The 21,129-nt window shown below is 68.0% G+C and carries 11 protein-coding genes; 3 read left to right on the forward strand and 8 right to left on the reverse strand.

Annotation, left to right across the window (positions count from 1 at the left end):
* Positions 1-117: 117 nt before the first annotated feature.
* Entirely contained in the window at positions 118-990 is an 873-nt protein-coding gene (locus ACZ7GX_RS42635) for a universal stress protein (RefSeq protein ID WP_498786051.1), read from the reverse strand.
* A gap of 190 nt (positions 991-1,180) precedes the next feature.
* Between ACZ7GX_RS42635 and ACZ7GX_RS42640 the strand changes: the two genes are divergently transcribed.
* Positions 1,181-1,888 carry a hypothetical protein gene (locus tag ACZ7GX_RS42640; RefSeq protein ID WP_498786054.1) on the forward strand — a complete coding sequence of 236 codons (708 nt, stop codon included), beginning with the start codon at positions 1,181-1,183 and terminating at the stop codon, positions 1,886-1,888.
* 107 nt (positions 1,889-1,995) lie between these two features.
* The gene (locus ACZ7GX_RS42645) at positions 1,996-2,646 is read left to right on the forward strand and encodes a response regulator transcription factor (protein WP_498786057.1); all 651 of its coding nucleotides are present in this window, start codon (positions 1,996-1,998) and stop codon (positions 2,644-2,646) included.
* Here the strand turns inward: ACZ7GX_RS42645 and ACZ7GX_RS42650 are convergent.
* Positions 2,643-4,337 (reverse strand): GAF domain-containing sensor histidine kinase, encoded by a 1,695-nt coding sequence (locus ACZ7GX_RS42650; RefSeq protein WP_498786059.1) that lies wholly within the window; start codon positions 4,335-4,337, stop codon positions 2,643-2,645. The two genes, ACZ7GX_RS42645 and ACZ7GX_RS42650, sit on opposite strands and share 4 nt — an antisense overlap.
* 140 nt (positions 4,338-4,477) lie before the next feature.
* On the opposite strand from ACZ7GX_RS42650, the gene ACZ7GX_RS42655 reads away from it, so the two are divergent.
* Complete coding sequence (locus tag ACZ7GX_RS42655; RefSeq protein ID WP_498786061.1) at positions 4,478-5,464, forward strand: Acg family FMN-binding oxidoreductase; 987 nt, start codon at positions 4,478-4,480, stop codon at positions 5,462-5,464.
* Between the two features lie 42 nt (positions 5,465-5,506).
* Here ACZ7GX_RS42655 and ACZ7GX_RS42660 read toward each other — a convergent pair whose 3' ends face one another.
* The 6 genes from ACZ7GX_RS42660 to ACZ7GX_RS42685 all read right to left on the reverse strand — a co-directional run bounded on the left by ACZ7GX_RS42660 (position 5,507) and on the right by ACZ7GX_RS42685 (position 21,041).
* Positions 5,507-7,102, reverse strand: a complete 1,596-nt coding sequence (locus tag ACZ7GX_RS42660; RefSeq protein ID WP_498786063.1) for a DUF6119 family protein — start codon at positions 7,100-7,102, stop codon at positions 5,507-5,509.
* A gap of 164 nt (positions 7,103-7,266) precedes the next feature.
* Positions 7,267-8,169, reverse strand: coding sequence for a TOPRIM nucleotidyl transferase/hydrolase domain-containing protein (locus ACZ7GX_RS42665; protein ID WP_498786065.1), 903 nt, complete (start codon positions 8,167-8,169; stop codon positions 7,267-7,269).
* Positions 8,060-9,643 carry a polymorphic toxin-type HINT domain-containing protein gene (locus ACZ7GX_RS42670; protein ID WP_498786067.1) on the reverse strand — a complete coding sequence of 528 codons (1,584 nt, stop codon included), beginning with the start codon at positions 9,641-9,643 and terminating at the stop codon, positions 8,060-8,062. The genes ACZ7GX_RS42665 and ACZ7GX_RS42670 overlap by 110 nt, the downstream gene beginning before the upstream one ends.
* 656 nt (positions 9,644-10,299) lie before the next feature.
* Positions 10,300-10,788 (reverse strand): DUF4240 domain-containing protein, encoded by a 489-nt coding sequence (locus ACZ7GX_RS42675; RefSeq protein ID WP_498786069.1) that lies wholly within the window; start codon positions 10,786-10,788, stop codon positions 10,300-10,302.
* A complete protein-coding gene (locus ACZ7GX_RS42680; RefSeq protein WP_498786091.1) occupies positions 10,766-16,777 on the reverse strand; it encodes an RHS repeat-associated core domain-containing protein in 6,012 nt (2,003 codons plus the stop codon). Before ACZ7GX_RS42680 ends, ACZ7GX_RS42675 begins: the two co-directional genes overlap by 23 nt.
* 841 nt (positions 16,778-17,618) lie before the next feature.
* A complete protein-coding gene (locus tag ACZ7GX_RS42685; RefSeq protein WP_498786071.1) occupies positions 17,619-21,041 on the reverse strand; it encodes a LamG-like jellyroll fold domain-containing protein in 3,423 nt (1,140 codons plus the stop codon).
* Positions 21,042-21,129 lie beyond the last annotated feature (88 nt).

Here is a 21,129-nt window from a genome sequence, read left to right on the forward strand (position 1 = left end):
CCCCTTCCCCCCCCCCCCCCCCCCCCCCCCCCCCCCCCCCCCCCCCCCCCCCCCCCCCCCCCCCCCCCCCCCCCCCCCCCCCCCCCCCCCCCCCCCCCCCCCCCCCCCCCCCCCCCCTCACCGCGCCGTGGTCGACCGGACGACGGCGAGGGGGCAGGGAGCGTGGTAGACGAGTGCCTGGCTGGTGGAGCCGAGCAGCATGCCGGTGAAGCCGCCTTGGCCGTGGCTACCCACGACCAGCAGTCGGGCGTCCCTCCCCGCGTCGATCAGGGCCCGCACGGGACGGTCGTGGACGACGACGCGGTCCACGTGCACGTCCGGGTACTTCTCCTGCCAGCCCGCGAGGCGTTCGGCCAGCAGGCGCAGCTGCTCGTCCTCGACCTGTGCCCAGTCGACGGTGAAGCGGGAGTGGAAGGCGCTGTCGACCAAGAAGTCGGTCCAGGCGATGACGGCGGTCAGCGGAGCGCCGAGCACGGACGCCTCGGCGAACGCGAAGCCGATCGCCTCCTCACTCGTGGGCGAGCCGTCCACGCCCACCACGACCGGACCGTCCCGGCGGACCCCGTCGCGGACGACCACCACCGGGCTCTTGCCGTGCGAGGAGACCGCGACGGCGACGGAGCCGACCAGCAGGCCGGAGAAGCCACCCAACCCCTGCGAGCCGAGCACGACCAGCCGTGCCCCGTGCGAGGCCTCGATCAGCGCGGCGGCGGGCCGGTCGAACACGACCTCCGTCTCGACCGCCAACTCGGGGGCAGCCGCACGGGCGGCGGCCGCGGCCTCCTCGACCCACTGCCGGCCTTGCTTCTCGAACGCCTCCCGCACCTCGTGGCCGGTCAGCACGATCTCCGGGTAGCCGCGGGTCGGCAGCAGGTAGGCGTGCACGAGCTTGAGCGGCACACGGTGCCGGGCGGCTTCCTCGGCCGCCCACTTGGCGGCGGTCAACGCCGACGCCGAACCGTCCACACCGACCACGATCGGGGCACTCATCACAGGTTCCTCTCCGAATCCGGTGTCGGGACCGCCGGTCGACCCGCGCGTTTCCCTCGTGTTTCGACGCTAGGCGGCCGACTGGGCGGGGACAGTGGTCCTAGGTCCTGACCGGGCAGGGCCCTTGGGTCACGGCCGGACACCTCCCACGGCCCTGTGCCGCAGACGACGGGCGGGCCACCGTGAAGCCATGACCCACCGAGTTCCCGCGCCGGTCGTCGTGGCGGATGACGGCTCCCCCTGGAGCGAGGCCGCCCTCCGATGGGCGGCCGAGCACGCCGCGTCCACCAGGGCGCCGCTGGAAGTGCACCCACCCACCGCCGACCCCGTCCACGACCTGTTGGTGGCCGGCTCACGGGCCGGGCTCCTCGTGGTCGGCTACCGCGGTGCCAACGGCACGTCGTTCGGCCTGGGCAGGCTGGTGTTGCCGCTGGTCGAGCACGCGGTCTGCGACGTCGTCGTGGTCCGCGGCACCGCCGAGGCCCTGTGCCGCGACCACCGACGGGTCACCGTGCTCCTGTCCGGTGACGTAGCCGACGACGACCTGGCCCTGGCCCAGGCCGTCGCCTACGCCGAGGGGCAGCACGTGGCGCTGCGCGTCCTGCACGCCACACCGTCACTTCCCGTGCGGGCCGACGACCCCGTGTGGCCGGTCACCCACGCCGACGACGTGCTGCGCGGCACCCGGCACACCTCGGTGCTGGCCAGGATGCACCCGCACGAGGCGATCACCCGGTACGCCGACACCGACCTGCTGGTCCTGGCGGGACGGGGACCGGTCACCCGCGCGGCGCTCCACCACGCCCCGTGCCCCGTCCTGGTGGCGCACCGCTACCCGGTCGACGTCGCGCCCCCGCGGTCCGCCGAGCACGATCGAGCGGCACACACCGTGCACTGACACGATGGGAGGACCTAGAGCGCACGGTGGGAGGGTCTTTCGACCCTGTGTCGCACGACTCCCATCGGCGAAGGTCTGATCAGGCGGATGACGGAGAGGTGGAGCCGGTGGCCCGGGTGTTTCTGGTGGACGACCACGAGGTGGTCCGCGTCGGCGTGCGCGAACTGCTCAACAGCGCCGACGACCTGGACGTGGTGGGCGAGGCCGGTTCCGTGGCCGAAGCGCTGGCCAGGGTGCCCGACAGCGGCGCCGACGTCGCGGTGCTGGACGTGCGGCTGCCCGACGGCAACGGCATCGAGCTGTGCCGCGAGCTGCGCTCCCGCATGCCCGACCTCAAGTGCCTGATGCTGACCTCGTTCACCGACGACGAGGCCCTGTTCGACGCCATCATGGCCGGCGCGTCCGGGTTCGTCCTCAAGCGCATCCTCGGCACCGACCTGCAGACCGCGGTCCGCACCGTCGCCGGCGGCGAGTCCCTGCTCGACGCCCGCTCCACCGCCGCGCTGCTCAACCGCATCCGCCGCGAACGCGAGCAGGGCGACCCCGTGCGGATGCTCACCGACCAGGAGCGCACCGTGCTCGACTACATCGGCGAGGGCCTGACCAACCGGCAGATCGCCGAGAAGATGTTCCTGGCCGAGAAGACCGTCAAGAACTACGTCTCGCACCTGCTGGCCAAGCTCGGCCTCGAACGCCGCACCCAGGCCGCCGTCCTCGCCACCCGACTGCGCAAACCCGCGCCGCCGGCCGAGGGCTAAGCCAGCGGAACCTGCCAGGTCAGGCGGGTGCCGCCGCCGGGTTCGCCGGTCACCGAGCACGTGCCGCCCAACGCGGTGGCCCGCTGTTCGAGGTTGTGCAGGCCGCTGCGGGCCACCTGTGCGGGCATGCCCACACCGTCGTCCACGACCGTGATCGTCAACTCGTCGCCCGCCTCCACGGTGAGGACTAGTTCCTTCGCCCGCGCGTGCCGGACGGCGTTGGTGACCGCTTCCCGGACCACGGCCTCGGCGTGCTCGCCGATGTCGTCGGGCACCGAGTTGTCCACCGTGCCGGTCATCCGCACGGTCGGCGTGACCGACGCGTTCTCCGTCAGCTCGGAGACCAGGTCCAGTAGCCGCCGCCGCAGGCCCGGCAGGTCGTCGCCCGCCTGGAGGTCGAAGATCGAGGTGCGGATCTCCAGCACGGTCTCGTCCAACTGGTGCACGGCCTTGCGCACCCGCTCCCGGACCTGCGGCTCGCGGATCGCGCCCAACGCGCCCTGCAGGCTCATCCCTGTGGCGAACAAGCGCTGGATCACGTGGTCGTGCAGGTCCCGCGCGATCCGGTCGCGGTCCTCCAGCACGTCCACCAACCTGCGCGCCCGCTGGTTCTCGGCGAACTCCAACGCCACCGCCGCCTGGTCGGCGAACGACGCCAACAACGGCACCTGCTCCGCGCCGAACCGGGCGCCGCCCTTCTCCCGGGCCACCAGGAGCACACCTGTCACGCTCGGCCCGGCCCGCAACGGCACCACGACGCCCGGGCCCGCCTCGACGGGCACGTCGCCGAGCCGCCCCTCCAGGTCCTCGACCAGCATCGGCGTGGCCGAGGCGAGCACCTCCTCCACCACCGTGCCGGAACCTGCCAATACACCGCCGACCAGGCCCTCGATCCGCTCACCGGCGCCGGCGGCCAACCGCATCCGCCGCCCGTCCACGCCCTCCACCAGCACGATCAGCGACATCGACGCCGCCGACAGCTCACGGGTCCGCTGCGCGACCAGCCGCAGCGCGTCGTCGGCCGAGGCGCCGCCCAGCAGCTCGGTGTTGATCTCCGCAGTGGCCTCCAGCCACCGCTCGCGCATCCGAGACCGCTCGAACAAGCGGGCGTTCTCCACCGCGACGCCGGCGGCCGCGGCCAGCGCGGTCAGGACCACCTCGTCGTCGGCGCTGAAGTCGGTGCCGTCGACCTTCTCCGTCATGTAGAGGTTGCCGAACACCTCGTCCCGCACCCGCACCGGAACACCCAGGAAGCTGTGCATCGGCGGGTGGTTCGCCGGGAAACCCACCGACGCCGGGTGCTCGGCCAGGTCGTGCAGCCGGATCGCCCGCGGGTCCTTGATCAACAGCCCGAGCAGGCCCTTGCCCTGCGGCAGGTGCCCCATGTGCGACCGCGTCTCCGGATCGATACCGACGTAGACGAACTCCGACAGGTTCTCCTGCGTGCCCAGCACGCCCAACGCCCCGTACCGGGCGCCGACCAGCTCCACCGCCGCCTGCACGATCCGCTGCAACGTCGAGTCCAGCTCCAACCCCGCCCCGACCGCGAGCACGGCGTCCAGCAGGCCCTGCATCTTGTCCCGGGTCGAGCCGATCTCGGTCAGCCGCTCCCGCACCTCGTCCAGCAGCTCGTCCAACCGCAACCCGCCCAGCAGGCGGTGCGGCGTCACATCGTCAGCAGATCCGGCCACGAAACCAGCCTTCCATCACATCCGGGCACGGCCAAGTCCGGCAGTCCCTGCCCGGAAGGGACCTTCGACCATGTGTTCCCGCGCCCCGGCGGCGCACAGTGATGGTGTTGGTTCGATCAGGCGACACGGGCAGGGACGACATGGCAGACGTGACCGAGGTGCTCGGGCTAGCGGGGAACGAGGTGACCGACGTGCTCACCGCCGCCACGCTCGCCCCCTCCGTGCACAACACCCAACCCTGGCGGTTCCGCCTCGCGCCCGACCGCATCGAACTGCACGCCGACCCGACCCGCAGGCTTCCCGCCACCGACCCGGAAGACCGGGAGCTGCGGCTGTCCTGCGGCGCGGCCCTGTTGAACCTCCGCCTCGCCCTGCGCGACCACGGCATCCGACCTCTGGTGACCCTCATGCCCGGCGCGGAAGCACCCGGAGCGCTGGCCACGGTCCGCAGGGGCGGTCAACGCGACCTCGACGAGGAGACCCGGCAGCTGATCAAGGCGATCCCCGCCCGGCGGTCCAACCGCAAGCCGTTCCGCGACGCGCCGGTACCCGTCGAACACCGGCACGCGCTGGTGCGCGCCGCCGAGCGTGAACGGTCGTGGCTTCACGTCGTTACCGATCGTGACGAGCGCGCTCGACTGCAGCGACTCGTGGCCAAGGCCCAGCGGATCCAAGCCGACGCGCCGGACGTGCGGGCCGAACTCACCGGCTGGACCGGCCAGCGAGCCGGGGACGGCATCCCACCCAGGTCCGCCGGCGTGCGGCCCGCGCCCCAGGACGAATGGGCCCTGCGCGACTTCCACGCAGCCGAACGCCCACCGGGCAAGGACTACGAGTCCGACCCGCTCGTCGTGGTGCTGTGCTCGTTCTACAACGGGCCCCTCGCCGAACTCCAAACCGGCCAAGCCCTGCAACGCGTCCTGCTCACCGCCACCACCCTCGGACTCTCCGCCTCCTTCATGTCCCAAGCGATCGAAGTGCGCCCCGTCCGCGACGAACTCCGCCGCGCCCTCGGCGGAACCCTCGAACCCCAGACCATCCTCCGCATCGGCTTCGGCTCACCAGTCCCCGCCAGCCCCCGCCGCACCGTCCGGGAACTCCTCCTGGAACCGATCGGGACGGTTTGAACATCGGTGTGAATCCAGAGCAGCCACGCTGGGACCGATCCGTCAGCGACTGATCCTGGCGATCGCCACCCTGATGCCGGTGCTCCTGATGGCCAGGGAGTGGGTGCGCAGGGCGGCGCGGGTGAAGAAGTACATGGATTTCTTGAGCGGACCGGGCTTCCCGGTGGCGATGGCGTAGACGATCGTCCAGTCCGACGGGTGGCCGAACTGCGCCACCGGGTCGAGCTCGTGGAGCTTCGCCATGAGCTTGGCGCGGTAGTCGTCGTTCGACATGATCAGCTGTGCCGACACGGACCCCTGCTGGAAGAGGTGGCTCATCTTGTCCGAGCCGTCCATCCGCTTGACGCAGATGAGCTTCTTGTCGGCGGTGAGCTGGTCGCAGATCTCGACACGTTCACCCGCGCGTCCCCGGTAGAAGTCGCGGTCCAGTAGGGCATGACCACGCAAAGCGCAGCTGTGGCGGTTGTAACGGTCTTCGCCGTAGTTCCCGTCGACATGTCGGATCAAGTACTCGTCATCCCACTCCGGCATGTCGAGGGTCTCGGTGATGTCCGGGATGTTGTCCGCCAGGTACCGGTCGACGATCTCGGCGTAACCACGATCTACTCGGAACCACGCGCCCGCGGTGACGGCGTAGTCCTGGTTCACGCCGTCGACCTCGTGGCGGACCAGACCGACCACGTAACGTCGAAGTTCCTCCTTGGCACCGACTGACCCACCGGCGGCGTCCAGTGCCTGTACCTTGTTGCACTGCAGTGGGTTCTGCCAACCCTCAAGGGAGTCGATCGCACTGTAGACGCTCTCGGTGCGCAGTTCCCTGAGCACTACCTGACGTCGATAGCGGGACAACCGGTACCGATCCGCCACGACGTCCAACTCGTCGGGCATCGCGAATCCGACCTCGGAGTCACGCGACCGCATGCACTCGGTCATCCGGGCGTCCAGTTCGGCGATCCGCTCCTTGTCCGTCTCCCTGCGGAAGTAGTCCAGGAACGGGAAGTGATCGCGGTAGGACTTCGACTCGTAGAGATCGAGTGCCTGCCGCAGCTTTGACGGCAGATCCGCGAGCGCGAACGTCTCGTCGAAGTCCAGTTGGAGCGAGTCAGCGCCCTTGGCACTGCGCGCGAACCCCGGGATGGTGACGTAGCCGCCGAACTGCCGGATCCACTCCTCGTCGGTCAGCAAGCCCAACGCGAACACCTCACCGGGCTGCGCGAGCCTGCTGGTCGCGTTGCGCTTGCCCTTCCCGAGGCCGCGGGCGTCCGCCCAGGTGAGCGAGTTGGCCGCCACGCAGTTGGCCGCGACGCGGAGCCCGAAATCGGGTTCGACGTCCGCGTGGCCGATCGCGTGGAAGCCGGTGCCGAAGGTGACAGCGAAGACCCTCTCGTCGAACTTCACGAGCAGGACGGCGCCAGCCGACTTCGACAGCGGACGGTCGCCGTTCGGGGTGGCGATGATCGGGTTGAGGTAGTCGAACCACATCACGCCGTGTGCAGGTGTGTCCCGCATGAACAGCAGCCACTCCGTCGACTCGTCCGGCGGCGGCAGGAGATCGCGCTGTGCGAGGAGTTCGTGATGCCGCAGCGTGCGCTTGGCGAACTCAGCGTGCCGTCTCAGCAGGTAGAGCGTGATGCGCACGGCGCACCTCCGAGCCGTAACAGTCCTCACCGGACGCTACGTGTCCGCTGACCGATAGCCACATCACACGATCGAGGGAAGTCGGCGGATCGGCCACGAACGTTCGTTCGAGGCAGCATCACTCACGCCACCCGATCTCACCTCATAGTGATTGGGGATTCCCGCTATGAGAGTCGAAGGCGTTGACGGTCGCGACCAGCTCGCGCTCGACGCCGCACTCCTCCGACGCCCGGAGCATCAGTGATCACCGCGTCACCGTGCGGAGTCGCACGGCCAGCTTCTCCACCTGCGACCCGCACCGGAGTCCTTGGAGTTGAGCCGCCACCGCATCGGACCGAAGCCCAACCTCGGGCGGCAACGTCGCGCCTCCCTCTGGTTCTGGCCGCCCACCGGTTGTCGTTGTGGCCCCACCACGGCGCCGCCGTCAGATAGTGAGGTTCTGCCCAGCCAGTCCACTGCGAGTTGAGCAGGGGTTCAAGGGTGTCTTCGAGGACCGCGTAGCGGGCGTGGGCGACGGTGTCCGGGAAGTCCTCGACGTCGGCTTCCAGGTAAGTGAGCAGTTTGCGGTTGTCGGCGATGTCCTTCGCGACCTTCTCAGCGATCTTGTCCGCTGCCTTACCTCGGGCGCGCATGATGTCGCCGCCGTCGCGGTCGCCGTCAAACATGGTGTAGCAAGGCACGCCGAGTTCCGTGAGGATGGCGTGGGCGAGCATGATGTTGGACTTGCCTCGGACGTCGGCGACGGTGATGCCTCGGCTGAGCAGCGAGGTGACTGAGGACTTCTCGGCCAGTCCTTCCAGGACCGCCTTGTCGGTGGTGCCCTCGACGAGGATCGCGGCGTTGGCGAAAAGCGCCTCGGAGAGCTTGGATGCAGCGACGGCGTCGAGGTGGACCTGTACGGAGTGCAGGCTGCCGGCCAGTCGTTCTCCACCTCGGCGACCGAAGTCGCCTTCACCGTCACCGTGGGCGAGCGCCCTTCCGGCGCCCAGGCGGAGCGAAGGGAAATTCTTCCCACGACATACCACTACCCAGAGTGTCGGGACGAGGAAGTCCGGATTGAGCCGCATTTCTATTTGCCCTAATATTGGACCGACCTGTCAACCGGGTGACAATCGGACTCCTGCCACTGATGACGGCATCGGCGAAGTTTGCCGCAACGCCAGGAAATGCACTCGAGTCGATCTCGTGCACCGGCAGCTCGTTCGCCACACCTGCGGAATCGACCGCAAAAACGCGAGGACACGCATTGTTGTTATGAACCAGGACATGTGTTGTCCCGGCCACGACACAGTACGTGTGAACGTCCGCGACGGTTAGGTCGTAGACCGGTTCCGCACTTCGAAGACGTCGTACCTGTTCGACCTGTGGCGAGTTGCCGTCGGCCGAGGTGAGCAGGTCACCGGGCTTGAGGTCGCCGACCTTGACGAAGCGGTCTTCGGCCTCGACCCAGACGGGGTGCCAGGAGGTGGCGTCGATGGTGCCTGTGGTGCCGTCTGCGGCGGTGACGGTGAGGCGGGTCATGTCGCCTTCGTCGTTGTGGACGATGGTGGCGACGACGTTGCGGTCGGTGGTGTGGCCGGTGGTGGGGTCGGTGGCTTTGACCTTGTCGCCGATCTCGACTTCGGATATCGGTTTGGTTGAGCCGTCGGCCATCAGGACCAGGGTGGTGGCGACGAAGCTGTGCTTGGTCACGCAGCCTTCGCTGCCCCTGGACAGCAGTTTCTGGAACTTCTCGGCGGCGATCCGGGTGACGTCGTCGGTGATGGCCTGGACTCGGCGGAGGACGCCCTTGGCCTTGTCCACGATGCCGGCCAGGCGGCTGACGGCCTTGATGGCGTTGTAGCCGGCTTCGAGGATCTTGGCGGCCTTGCCCCACGGGACGAGTCCGGCGACCAGGCCGCCGCAGGCCCAGATGTCACCCTTGGTGAAGCAGTCGACGATGTCGTTCCAGCCCGAGATGTCCTTGATGACCTCCCAGGCGACTTCCTTGATCACATCCCACTTGGTCTTGTGCGCGTCGGACAGCGCCCGCTGGTAGTCCTCCCAGGAGATGCCCTCCTCGGCCAGACGGGACCGGACGGCCTCGTCGTTGCCCGCGTTGGCCTGCTGCAACGCACGATCACGAGCACCGAAGGTCGTCTTCTCGTCCTCCCAGTTCGGGCCCTGGATACCCCTATCCGGGCCATTGCACAGGACGCCGTCGGGGCCGCAGTTGTTGACAAGCAGGCCTGTCGGGTCGCTGTAGGTGACCGGGCTGTTGTTCGCGTAGGCGTAGCCGTTGAGCTGTTGCGGATCGTTGTTGTCGATGACCGGGTCCGCGGAGAGGAATCTGCCCGAGGACTGGTCGTAGAGGCGGGCGCCGACCTGGGTCAGACCGGACTCGTCGTTGCGTCCGCCGACGAAGCCCAGGCGGTCCGGCCATTCCGGTGGTGCGGTGCCGCGGGTGGCGCCGTAGGGGGTTTGGCGGCGTTGGGTGACGGTCTGGGCCGCGTCGTTGGCGATGGAGAGTTGGTTGGTGCCCTGATGGTCGGGGATCAGCATAAACGCAGGTCAGACTCCGTGGCCGACGTTTGACACCCCACACGGTTTGGCGTAGGTCGCACAGCAACCCGCCCTCGTGCTGTACACGCGGCAGATCGGACGACCGGTTGCCCTCCGGTCATCTGTCGCCCTGCGGCGGCAACCCCGAGCGGCTGCGATCCGCGTCCGTGTTCGGAGTTCTCCCCCGCGCCGCGCCGCTGCCGGCCCTCGAGCGACTCAACCGCCACTGACTAAACTGCGGCGGGGACTTCCGCCAATGCGGCCTTGCACCACGTCGCACCGTCCGGCCTGCGCTGGGACCTCCGCACCCCCATCACTACATGACCGACGCCCTGAGGACGGCATATCGAAGAAGGAGATCATGCGCCGTCTCAAGCGCTACATCGCCCGCGAGGGCTATCGTTCCCGGAGCAGGGTCGAGTGTCCGACGTCGGGGGAGCTGACGAGGTGTTTGCACACTTTCAACCTTCCCAACCAGAAGCACAACCTCGATGCTGACGTCAAAGTCCTGTTCGACTCAGTGGCGAGAGAGTCGTCACCAATTTCAAGTGGACCCAGCTTGACATCAATCCCAAAACCTCGATCATCAACCCACTAGCCCTTGTCAACGAGCCGCATCCCACATCTTTAAATCGTGCAGAACAAATTGGTTTACGTCACCCAGCCCAACCGTCAACATTTGACATCGACTCGACTGAGAGAAACTTAGTGGTATCCATGGAAGCTCCGGCTTTCTCTTCATATCGCTTTGAGGCGACATAGAGCAAGCCTTCAGCACTTTGAACGGACGGAGAAACAAACGGGGTGAATCCAACACCACTCCGCAAAACTTCCACGTAGACCTCCTCCCCCGCCAGGATGCAGGCACATCTGGCATAGAGGAAATGATCGCCCGTCTGAGCGAACTCGACACCCCTCAGGACAACAGGAATTTGCGCAAAAATCTTTCTGTCGAGATGAAATAGCGCTTCGTGCAGCCTCTCGACGAATCCGGTCAAGTCGTCAAGAGCCAGCGTAGCCAAGCGCGATGATACGTCATACAAGGCAGAAGCGACCTCGCCGGAATCTCGCACCGCGCTGGTACCGATCACCGCCCAGAAGCGAGCCACGTCCAGCCCGGAACTACCAAAGGGTGAGCTGCTCATAGCTTTCGGCCTTCCTTCTTTCCAGGATTCTCTTGCCGGGGGATGCGTAGTCGTTCGACAACTCTACGCCCTGGCCCCGCAGTTCCTGCATGCGCAGGTGTTCAGCTACGAAGAGATCCTCGTCTGTACCACAAACGTGAGTGCAGGTCGCCTCCTCGACACTCTTCAGTCGACCACTGTCGACGTGACTCTGCAAACGACGACCAAGGTTATTCGTTTTTCCTACGTACATCTTCCCGGGGTTAAGCTGATCTTCGAATTCGTAGATCCCTTGTTTTTTGCTGCAGTTGTGGACGAGTGCCGATGCGGTGCCCGCCGATACATAGTACGTGTGGACGCCCTCAACCGTGAGATTGTATACCGGTACAAAATTCGTGTAGCGATCGACGTTGGCTACCTCCGGCGAGGTAGAGCCAGCCGACGAAAGCTGCTGGCCGGGTTTGAGGTCGCCGACCTTGACGAAGCGGCCTTCGGCCTCGACCCAGACGGGGTGCCAGGAGGTGGCGTCGATGGTGCCTGTGGTGCCGTCTGCGTTGGTGACGGTGAGTCGGGTCATGTCGTCTTCGTCGTTGTGGACGATGGTGGCGACGACGGTGCGGTCGGTAGTGTGGCCGGTGGTGGGCTCGGTGGCTTTGACCCTGTCCCCGATCTCGACGTCGGAGATCGGTTTGGTTGAGCCGTCCGCCATCAAGACCAAGGTGGAAGCGACGAAGCTGTGCTTGGCCACACAGCTTCGGCCACCGCTGGACAGCAGCTTCTGGAACTTCTCGGCGGCGATCCGGGTGACGTCAGCGGCGAGGCTCTGGACTCGGCGCAGGACGCCCTTGGCCTTGTCCACGATGCCGGCCAGGCGGCTGACGGCCTTGATGGCGTTGTAGCCGGCTTCGAGGATCTTGGCGGCCTTGCCCCACGGAACCAGACCGGCGACGAGACCGCCGCAGGCCCAGATGTCACCCTTGGAGAAGCAGTCGACGATGTCGTTCCAGCCCGAGATGTCCTTCAGGACTTCCCAGGCGACTTCCTTGATCACATCCCACTTGGTCTTGTGCGCCTCGGCGAGTGCCCGCTGGTAGTCCTCCCAGGAGATGCCCTCCGCCGCGAGGCTGTTCCTCAGGGCTGTGTCGTTGTTCCTGTTGGCCTGCTGCCACGCGCGCTGGCGGTCGTAGAAGGTCTGCCGTTCCTGCTCGTAGGTGTTGTGTTCACCCTCGCCGTGCACAGCGGGATTCCTGCCGCACAGCACGCCGTCGGGGCCGCAGTCGTGCAGCAGGCCGGTCGGGTCGCTGTAGGTGACCGGGCTGTTGTTGGCGTAGGCGTAGCCGTTGAGCTGTTGCGGATCGTTGTTGTCGATCACCGGGTCCGCGGAGAGGAACCTGCCCGCGGACTGGTCGTAGAGGCGGGCGCCCACCTGGGTCAGGCCCGACTCGTCGTTGCGGCCGCCGACGAAGCCCAGGCGGTCCGGCCATTCCGGTGGGGCGGCGCCGCGGGTGGCACCGTAGGGGGTTTGGCGACGTTGGGTGACGGTCTGCGCGGCGTCGTTGGCGACGGAGAGTTGGTTGGTGCCCTGGTGGTCGGGAATGAGCCACTTCAGGCCGGTGATGCTATTGCGGACCGCGACGGTCTGGCCGCCGTGGCTGTACCAGCGGGTCCAGGACGGGGTGGTCGTGCCTTTTTCCAGGCGGATTTCCTGGCCGAAGACGTACAGGGTGGTGGCGGAGGGTTCGCGGCTGATCAGGCGGTTGCCGTCGGCGTCGTAGACGTAGGTCGACGCGTTGGAGCCGTCGGCGTCGGCGATGCGGGAGACGCGGCCTTCGGCGTCGTAGTCGAGGACCTGGGTGTCGCCGCCGATGGTGCGCGACTTCGTGCGTCCGGTCTTGTCGTAGGCGAACGTGTCTTGCGCTTTACCGTTGGGGCCTTCGGTGAGGACCGACAGGGCGGTGTGCGGTTGCGGCGCGCCGAGGGGCGGGTAGCCGGTGGTGCGGGTGATGTCGCCGGTGGTGGCGTGCTGGGTTTCGGTGCGGCGGTTGCCGGTCTTGTCGAAGCTCCAGGAGTGCCAGTACGGGGCGGCGCCGCCCAGGGCGGTGGTGGATCTGGTGGCGGTGCAGTCGCCGGTGGACGGGGTCCAGGCGTCGGTCATGCGGCGCAGGTGGTCGTAGGCGAAGCACTGGGTGTCGGCGGCACGCCCTTCGGGTGTGTCGGCGATCTTGGTGATGTTGCCGGCCGGGTCGTAGGTGTAGGCGCGGTCGGCGAGTTCGGGTTCGGTGGTGGTTTCGCGTTCGACGACGGTGCGTTCCGGGCGTCGGCTGCCGACTTCGTAGAAGTTGGTGACCGCGAGGTTCTTGGCGGTGTCGGCGCTGCTGCCGTACTGCAGGCGCAGCACTTCGCCGAAGCTGGAGTAGCCCGTGGCGGAGACGTAGACCTCTTGGCCGGACAGGGTGGACTCGAGCGCGCCGTTGGCGGTGTTGTAGAACGACCCGACCGACTCCGACGGGACGATCACCTTCCCACCCGAGCTGACCGCGGAGTAGGTGATCGAGCTCGGCTTGCCGTTGTAGGTGTAGTCCTGCTTCAGCTCGTACGTCGCCGGCAGCACGTCGGGTGAGGCGGGCACGACGAGCTTCTGGCCCTTGGGGCGTCCGGCGGCGTCGTAGCCGGTGATGTACTTGTGGTAGACGAGGTTGCCCTCATAGCGGCGTGCCGACTTGAGCATGCCGATGCCGCCGCCGGCGGCGGTGTCGTACTCCCAGGAGGCGAGCTTGGGACCGGCCAGGGAGTCCTTGTGCTTGGCGATCAGTCGGCCGAGGTCGTCGTAGGCGTTGGCGACGGTGCGGTTCTCGGCGTCGGTGGACGACAGGACCTGGCCCGCGGCGTCGTAGGTGACGGTGCTGCGGCCGGTGTCGGGGTCGTCGGTCTCGACCAGGCGGCCACGCAGGTCGTAGGTGTAGGACCAGGTGTTGCCGTCGGGGTCGGTGAGGGTTTCGAGCAGGCCGGCGGCGTTGTAGCTGTACTTGGTGGCGTCGTGAGGGCTGTCGATGCCGCCGGTGTGCTGCCACTTCTCGACGGTGCGGCCCTGGGCGTCGTTGATCAGGGTGGTGACGGTCCCGCCGGGCGGTGGGGTGGTTGTCACCCGGTCGCCGCCGTAGGTGGTCGTGGTGTGCCACTGCTCTTGGAGGAACTTGCGGTAGGTCGCCTTGGTCGGCCGTCCCAGGCCGTCGTAGGTGGTGATGGTCTGGTTGGGCACCTCGTTGTCGAAGACGCCGGCGAGGGTGCCGCCGGCTGGGGCGGTGTTGTTCCAGTAGACGCCGTTGGTCTTGAACGGCAGGCCGCGGGAGTCGTAGAACGTGTCGGTGATCTGACGCCCGCCGTCCGGGCCGGGTGCCGGGATCTGGGTCTGCCGCTCGCGCAGCAGTCCGTCGTAGAGGGTGTAGACCGACAGGTACTGGCCGTTGTCCTGCAACTGCTTGGAGACCACGACGCTGGTCTTGTCGTTGTTGTACTGGTACTCGAACCTCGCGTTCGCCGGCGCCGTGGCCTTGTCGAAGCCCGGGGTCCAGGCGGCGGTCAGGCGGCCCAGCGCGTCGTAGGCCAGGTCCGCCCGGCGGTTGTTGGCGTCGACCGAGGCGACCGAGAGTCCCCAGGCGGGCTCCAGGTACTCGTGGCTGACGTGACCGAGCGGGTTGGTGCTGGTCAGCTGCTTGAGCGGGCCGGTGGCCGGGGTGTAGGCGGTGGTGGTCTTCTTGCCGCGGGCGTCGTAGACGTCCAGCGGTCGGCCGTAGGCGTCGTAGGTGGCCTGCGAGGCGGTCACCCAAGTCTGGACGTCGGAGGTGGCGTCCCACTTGTCGAGGACCTCGGCCTTGGTGATCAGGCCGCGGGTGGGCGCCACATTGTGGGCCTGGCCGTCGTAGTACGAGCGGACCAGGGATTGAATGGTGGTCGCTGACGCCGTCACCGCGCACGTGCCCACCACGGTCTCCACCTGGGAGGCGAGGGTGAGCAGCCATGCGTTCTCGTTGCGGGCGAACGTGCTGCGCGTGCAGGTCTCGTCGCCGGTCACGGCCTCGTCACCGTGGTCTTCGGTGACCTCGACGATGCCTTCCGGGGTGAAGTCGAGCTTGTCGACCTTGGTGCGCCGCCAGGAGCCGTTCTCCAGCAGGGTGCGGCCGCGGACGGAGGAGGTGCCGGTGACGAACGCCTTGTTGCCCGCGGCGTCGGTGGCGGTCGGGGTATCGGGCAGGTACGGGTCGTTGACCGACGCCGACACCAGCACACCGTCGTTGTACTGGCGGGTCTCCCGGACGAAACCGCGCAGCCGCGGCACGTCCCGGATCGGCTGGCCCTCGCTGGCGGATATCCACGCTTCGCGGACGCCGTCGGGCAACCCGTCGCCATTGGTGTCACCGGGCAGCTTGTCACCGTCCATGCCGCGGCCGTAGACGACCTCGGTCACCGACTGTTTCTCTTGGGGATTGCCCTTGATCGTGCGGACCGTCTCGTAGCCACGCCACTGCGACCACGTGCGGCGGGCGGGCTCGGCGAACTCGGCCTCGTCGAAGTGCCACGCGGCCTTCTCGCCGTTGCCGTCGCCGTACTGGTAGGCCGTGTGGATCGGCGGGGAGGCGCCGGTGCGGTCGTGGTCGATGACGGAGACGACCACGTACTTGTGGAACCAGTGCAGCTGCGGCTCCAGCGCGCCCTCCGGCGTCCACCACGACGGGTAGCAGCGCAGCGTGTTCGCCTCGGGCGAGACCGGCATCCGGGTGCCCGGCTTGCAGTCCTCGTCGCTGTAAGAGACGTCCGTGTAGCCGCCCGCCTCATTAGTGATCAACGTGATCCGGAAGCGGGTGATCGCGGGCTGGTTGTCGCTGCTGGTGTTGACCCGGTTGGGCATCGCGATGTGCCCGAACACCGTCGGCGGCAACGTCACGCTGCCACCCACCAAGCCGGTGCGGGTCACGGAGTTCAAGTTCAGCGCGGGCGCCAGACCGTCGCCGGTATTGAGGAACTTGTGCTCCAACGACCACGAGTCGACGTCCTGGAACGTCGACGCGCCGTTCGCGACCCGGGTCACGACCTTCGTCAAACGCTTGCGGGTGAAGAACGACGGGGTCAACCGGTGGGTGCAGGACTCCCCCGCCGCGCACACCTGGTCGAACGGCACGTCCGGCCAGTGCGCGGCGGTCGAGGCGTTCAACTGCCCTGGATCGCAGGTGATCGCCCCGCTGGGCAGGCAGCGTTCGGCGGTCTCGAAGCTCACCTTGGCGCCCGGGTGCGCGAACATGTTGTCGCTGCGCAGACCGTATTCCACGCGGTCCAGCCATCCGCCGCGCACGTAGTCGGTGCCCTTGTTGGCGTCACCGTTGCGCCCGTAGCGGTTGAACTCGCGGTTGTAGTAGTAGGTGGTGACGTTGCCGTGCACGTCGACCGAGTAGTCCAGGTTCCACCGGTACGCCTGCTGGCACCACGACGCGTCGAACGTCGTGGTGTTGCACTCCTCGTTGCCGTGGTTGCCGAACACCGGCACGGTCCACGCCGACTGCGTCTCCGGCTTGCCGTCCGCCCAGCCCGGCAGGCGGTTCAAGCCCAGGAAGTACTGCGTGCCGTCGGTCGTCGTGACCTTCCAGTGCTCACCGTTGTTGTCACCGTTGGTCGCGCCGAACAGGCGCTCGATCTTCGCGCCGTCGTCCGACTCGGCCCGCCACTGGTCGGTGCCCGGGATGTTGATCAGCTTCCCCGACACGCCGACCAGGCTGATGGTCGCGTTGTGGGTGGCCCAGCACTGGTCACCGGTCTTGGTCTGACCGTTGTTACCGCCCAGGTCCAGGCTGCACGGCTTGTACTGGCGCTCGATGAACCCGGCCGGCGCCAGGTCCCAACCGTCGCCGGCCCACGACGCCTGGTTGTTCGTCGACGACGTCCGCCCGTCCAGGCTCTGCGCCGAGTACCCCAACGACAGCTTCGGCGCCGCGCCACCGATCGCCGGCGGCACCCGCATCGGATAGCCGTAGGTGAAGTCACCCGACGCGCCGCCCGCGGTCCACGACCCCGCCGGAGCCAACGACGTCGCACCGTACGTGCCCGCCGCACTTCCCGTGGCGGCGACCGCCGCGAACACTGCGGGCTCCGAGGACGTCAACGTCGCCGCGCCGGACAGCACACCGGCCGCCGTGTTGTTGGTCGCGCCGTCCACCGGGGTGGCCACCTGGCAGTCGGCTTTGTCCGGTGTCGTCGCCGCACAAGCGGGCAGGCTCACCAGCCGGAGTCGGGCGGCATAGTCACCACCGAACGCGGGTGCGAACGAGGAGTAGTCGAACGTCACCGCAAGCGGCTTGTCCTTCACCCCACCGGCATCCGCCAGGCTGAACACCACCGCGCTCGACCCGGGCTTGCGGTCGTGGACGTGGACGCGCACCTTGCCCGTGGCGGACTGCCGCGCGTTCACCTCCTGCGGAAGCCCCACCGCGACCGGTGTGCCCACGGCCCGGATCGGCCTGCCCGTGGCGCGGGCCGCGGCCTGCGCCGGCGTGCCGCCCTCGCTCGCGAAGTCCACCTCGGCCGTCGTGGCAGCGGGCCAGGAAGCCTGCGCCGGCGCGGTCACCACATCGTCTTTCGCCGGGTCGTCCGGCACGGCTTGGACCGCGACCGCTCTGGTCGGGACGGATCGCTCGAACTGGAGCGACACCCTCCACGCCTGCTCGGCGGCCATCGCCACGGCATGTCCGGTCGAGGCGGTCAACACCAGCACGACACCGAACGCGACGGCCTTCCTGGCCAGCTTCCGCACGGCAGCACTCACAACAGGGCCTCTCGTGACGTCGTCGGATCGAACCGGTGGCTCAGAAATGCCTGGTGGACGAGTAAAGGACACCGATCTGCTCGCTCGTGAGCACACCGGAGTACACGCGGGCGTCGTCCACACCGCCGTGCCACGCGTCCGCCTTCTGCGAAGCCCACAGACCGCGGCCGACCCAGAGCGGCCCCGAGCCGTTCCAGCCCTTGACGCCACTGCCGTCGGTCGTCCCGACGAAGTTGACGGTCTGCCTGTTCCCATTGACGTACAACGCGATCCGGCCGCTCACCGCGTCGTAGGTGCCGGTCAGGTGCACCCACTGGCCGGTGCCGACGATCGACGTGTCCGACAACGCGATCCACCACGACGAGGTCGCCGGACCACGGGTCATCATGAAGGCCCACTGCCGGCTCGCCGGCCGGTACTGGAGCATGAACGGCGAGTACTGCGAATCACCCAGGCTCACCGCCGTGCGCGCCAGGTTGTCGCTGTCCAGGCGCACCCACGCCGACACCGTGAACGAACGGTCCGTGCGCAGGTTCACCGGCCGCGACGCAGCGACCTGGCCCGTGCCCGTGCCGTCGAAGTCGAGCCACTCGTCCTCGCCCACGCGCGGCCGGTCCGGGTCGTCCGGGTCCACCGGCGTGCCCGCCCACGTCACCCCACCCGAGAGGGCCGCCTGCTGACCGGACACCGACTCCACCGTCGTGGCCCCCGTCCGCTCGTCCAGCGCCAGCCGCGCCCGCCACACCGCCACGTTGGCGTCCTGCGCCGCGTCCTCGGCGCTCAGCACCCGGTCCCACACCCGCACGGCGTCAATCGCACCCGGGAAGTGGTTCGACGGCTCACCACCGGACCTGGCCCGACCGACCACGAGGCTGCCACCGGCCTCCCACAACACCGCCGTCGCCGTGCCCTGCGCCTTCCCGTCCACGTACAACGTCAACGCCTTGCTGTTGGGCTCGTAGGTGGCGAGCAAGTGCGTCCACACACCGAGTTGAGGTGAAGCCGTCGACGTCACCCTCACGTACGACACCCGAGAGTCGGCGTCGTTGCTCGGCGTGGTGATCGCCCACCGATCCGCGTTGACGGCGTACTGCAGGTAGAACGCACTGACCCGGTTCCCGTCCTGGCTGACCAACGTGGCGTAGGAGTCCTTGCGGTCCAGCTTCGCCCACGCGGCCACGGAGAACGCCCTCGACGTGTCCACCACCTTCGATGCCGACGCGGCGAAACCACCGTTGAGCGTCAACGCGTTGCCGTCGTAACCCGGAGTGAACGAGGCGGCGCCGGACACCGTGAGCGGACGGTTGCCGCCACTGCTGTCCGCGGCGACCGTGCCCGACGTCTCGTCGAACGCCCACACGGCCTTCGGCTGGGCCTTCGCGGCAACGTGGAACGTGTACGTCGCATTCGGCACCGACGGGTTGTTCGCCCGGTCGAACGCACGCACATGCAACACGTTCGTACCGACCAAAGTGGGCGTGATCGGCACCGTCACCGACCCGTCAACCGACGTGACCTCCACGATGTTCGTCGTCGCCGTGTCGTTGTTCAACGACCACCCGTACTTGCGGATGTCCATCCGCCCGCCTGTCGGAAGGACAGGCCTGAACGTGAACGTGCCGGTCCTGCCCACACTGCCGTGGTTGAAGCCCGAAGCCGGATAGTCGACGGAGGAGACCGCCGGCGTGTTCGGCGCCGTGGTGTCCACTTCGAACTCGCAAGGGCTCGACAGCGGACTGGTCAGCTCACCGTCATGGCTCACCACCTGCCACGTGTACAGGCCTTCTTTGTTGACCAGGCCGGAAGGCACCGTCCACTCGCTGTAGGCACCCGAGCCGACCTCCGTGCCGCCGAACAACCGCCCATCCCACGACGCGCCCGACCCGACCCCGGTGAACAGCCGGTACTCGCCGTACACCCTGCTGTTGTCCGGGTCGCTCACCCGCGCGCGCAGACGGGGAGTCTTGGTGAACACCGCCGGCCGATCGGCACCCGTACGACACGGCAACGCATGGTCCGGCGTCGACCCCTCCATGCCCATGTCGGTCGGCGTGTTCGGGTAGCTGTTGTACCTGACCTCCAGGTACGGGTTGAGGTCGAACCGACGCCAGGACCTGTCGAGGTCGTTCTCGTTCACTGCCTTGAGCACGAACGTCGTCCAGACCCAGGAGCCCGACGCCGCGGCCCGGATGGCTTTGATCACCTCGAAGTCCGCACCGCCATCGGTCGGGCAGTGCCCCGGGTTGTTGCGCACCTCAGTACTCGACTGGTGCTCACCCCAGCTGGTCTGGTTGTTCCACGTCGTGTTGGCGTCGATCCACCCGGCCAGTCGCAACTCGGTCGCCGTAGGCGCGCACGAGTAGGTGTTGATCACCTTCGTGCGCAAAACGGCCTCGTGGATGTACTTGCCGATGAGCGGCTCGGTGTTCATCTGCAGGTAGGACCGGGACCTCGCGTCGTATCTGGCGCCATTGCCCAGGGCGTTGGCGTTGAGGAAGCCGGTCTTCAGATCGCTCAGGTTGCCGCCGGTGACGTCGAAGTTCCTGGCGTCCGGCCACTCCTCCTGCACCACGGCGTGATGCACCTTGCCGCAGTTGCCGCAGTAGTACTTGGGGTCGAGCGCCACGGGGTAGGTGGTCGCCGGATCGTCGAGGAACGCCTGGTCGGGCGTGATGGCCACGGCCTCCTGGGTGACCTCGACCTCCATCGCGGCCTGTCGGTCGCCGGGCACCGGCTCACCTTCGCGATCGCGGGGTTCCGTTCCCGACGAGTCCCACATCTGCGAGGCGTCACCGACGAACACCGGCTTACCCGCTACGTCCTTGACCACCAGGTCGCCCCCGCCGTCCGCCGAACCGTGCTCGACCCGAACGCCCTCGGCGTGGGTCGGGAACGTGACGGTGTCCAGAGCCGGGTTCCGCGCCGCCTCCGGCGTCTTGATCACCAACAGCTCGCTGAAACCCTCAAGATGGGCCTCGACCCGCAGATCAACGTCAGGCAGCACGTTCGGGTAGGTCAGCGTCGCGCCGTCCACGACCGGCTCGGGCAACTCGCCGTTCCACCGCAGGCCGACCTCATGGCCGCCCTGCGCGACCGTCGCCAGCGGCAAATCCACGGCGGTGCCGCCTGGGGAGAACGCGACCTCCACCGTGGACGCCTTCGGCGCGAACGAACCGTCCGGCTTGCGCTCCAACGTCAAGTCGACCGGCACCCACCCGTCACCACGCCGCACCCGCACCGGCTGCACGTGCTGCGTGAACGTCATCGTGCCGTCCGGGTTCGCCCGCACCTCGTCGGTCTCCGTGGTCGCCGACTCCACGACCACCGACTCACCGCTCTGCGCCGCGTAACGGGCAGCTGTCGCCTCATCGGGCGCCGACTTCGGCACCTCGGTCTGCGGTTGCGCCACCGCCCCCGGCGGCACCGCCACCACACCGGCCACGACAGCGGCGACGAGCGCCACAGCGAAAGCGCGCAGGGTCGAACCCCGCGCATGCATGCGCGAACCCACTGAAAGATGCCCCCCGGCTCGCGCAGATCACGCGATTCGT

The organism is Actinosynnema sp. NPDC037264 (assembly GCF_055603705.1).

Coding starts and splice junctions, on each gene's coding strand:
- ACZ7GX_RS42635 (WP_498786051.1), bottom strand. CDS start 990: ATGAGTGCCCCGATCGTGGTCGGTGTGGACGGTTCGGCGTCGGCGTTG.
- ACZ7GX_RS42640 (WP_498786054.1), top strand. CDS start 1,181: ATGACCCACCGAGTTCCCGCGCCGGTCGTCGTGGCGGATGACGGCTCC.
- ACZ7GX_RS42655 (WP_498786061.1), top strand. CDS start 4,478: ATGGCAGACGTGACCGAGGTGCTCGGGCTAGCGGGGAACGAGGTGACC.
- ACZ7GX_RS42665 (WP_498786065.1), bottom strand. CDS start 8,169: ATGCGGCTCAATCCGGACTTCCTCGTCCCGACACTCTGGGTAGTGGTA.
- ACZ7GX_RS42670 (WP_498786067.1), bottom strand. CDS start 9,643: ATGCTGATCCCCGACCATCAGGGCACCAACCAACTCTCCATCGCCAAC.
- ACZ7GX_RS42675 (WP_498786069.1), bottom strand. CDS start 10,788: ATGAGCAGCTCACCCTTTGGTAGTTCCGGGCTGGACGTGGCTCGCTTC.
- ACZ7GX_RS42680 (WP_498786091.1), bottom strand. CDS start 16,777: ATGCGGGTGCCGCCGGCGATCGGTGGCGCGGCGCCGAAGCTGTCGTTG.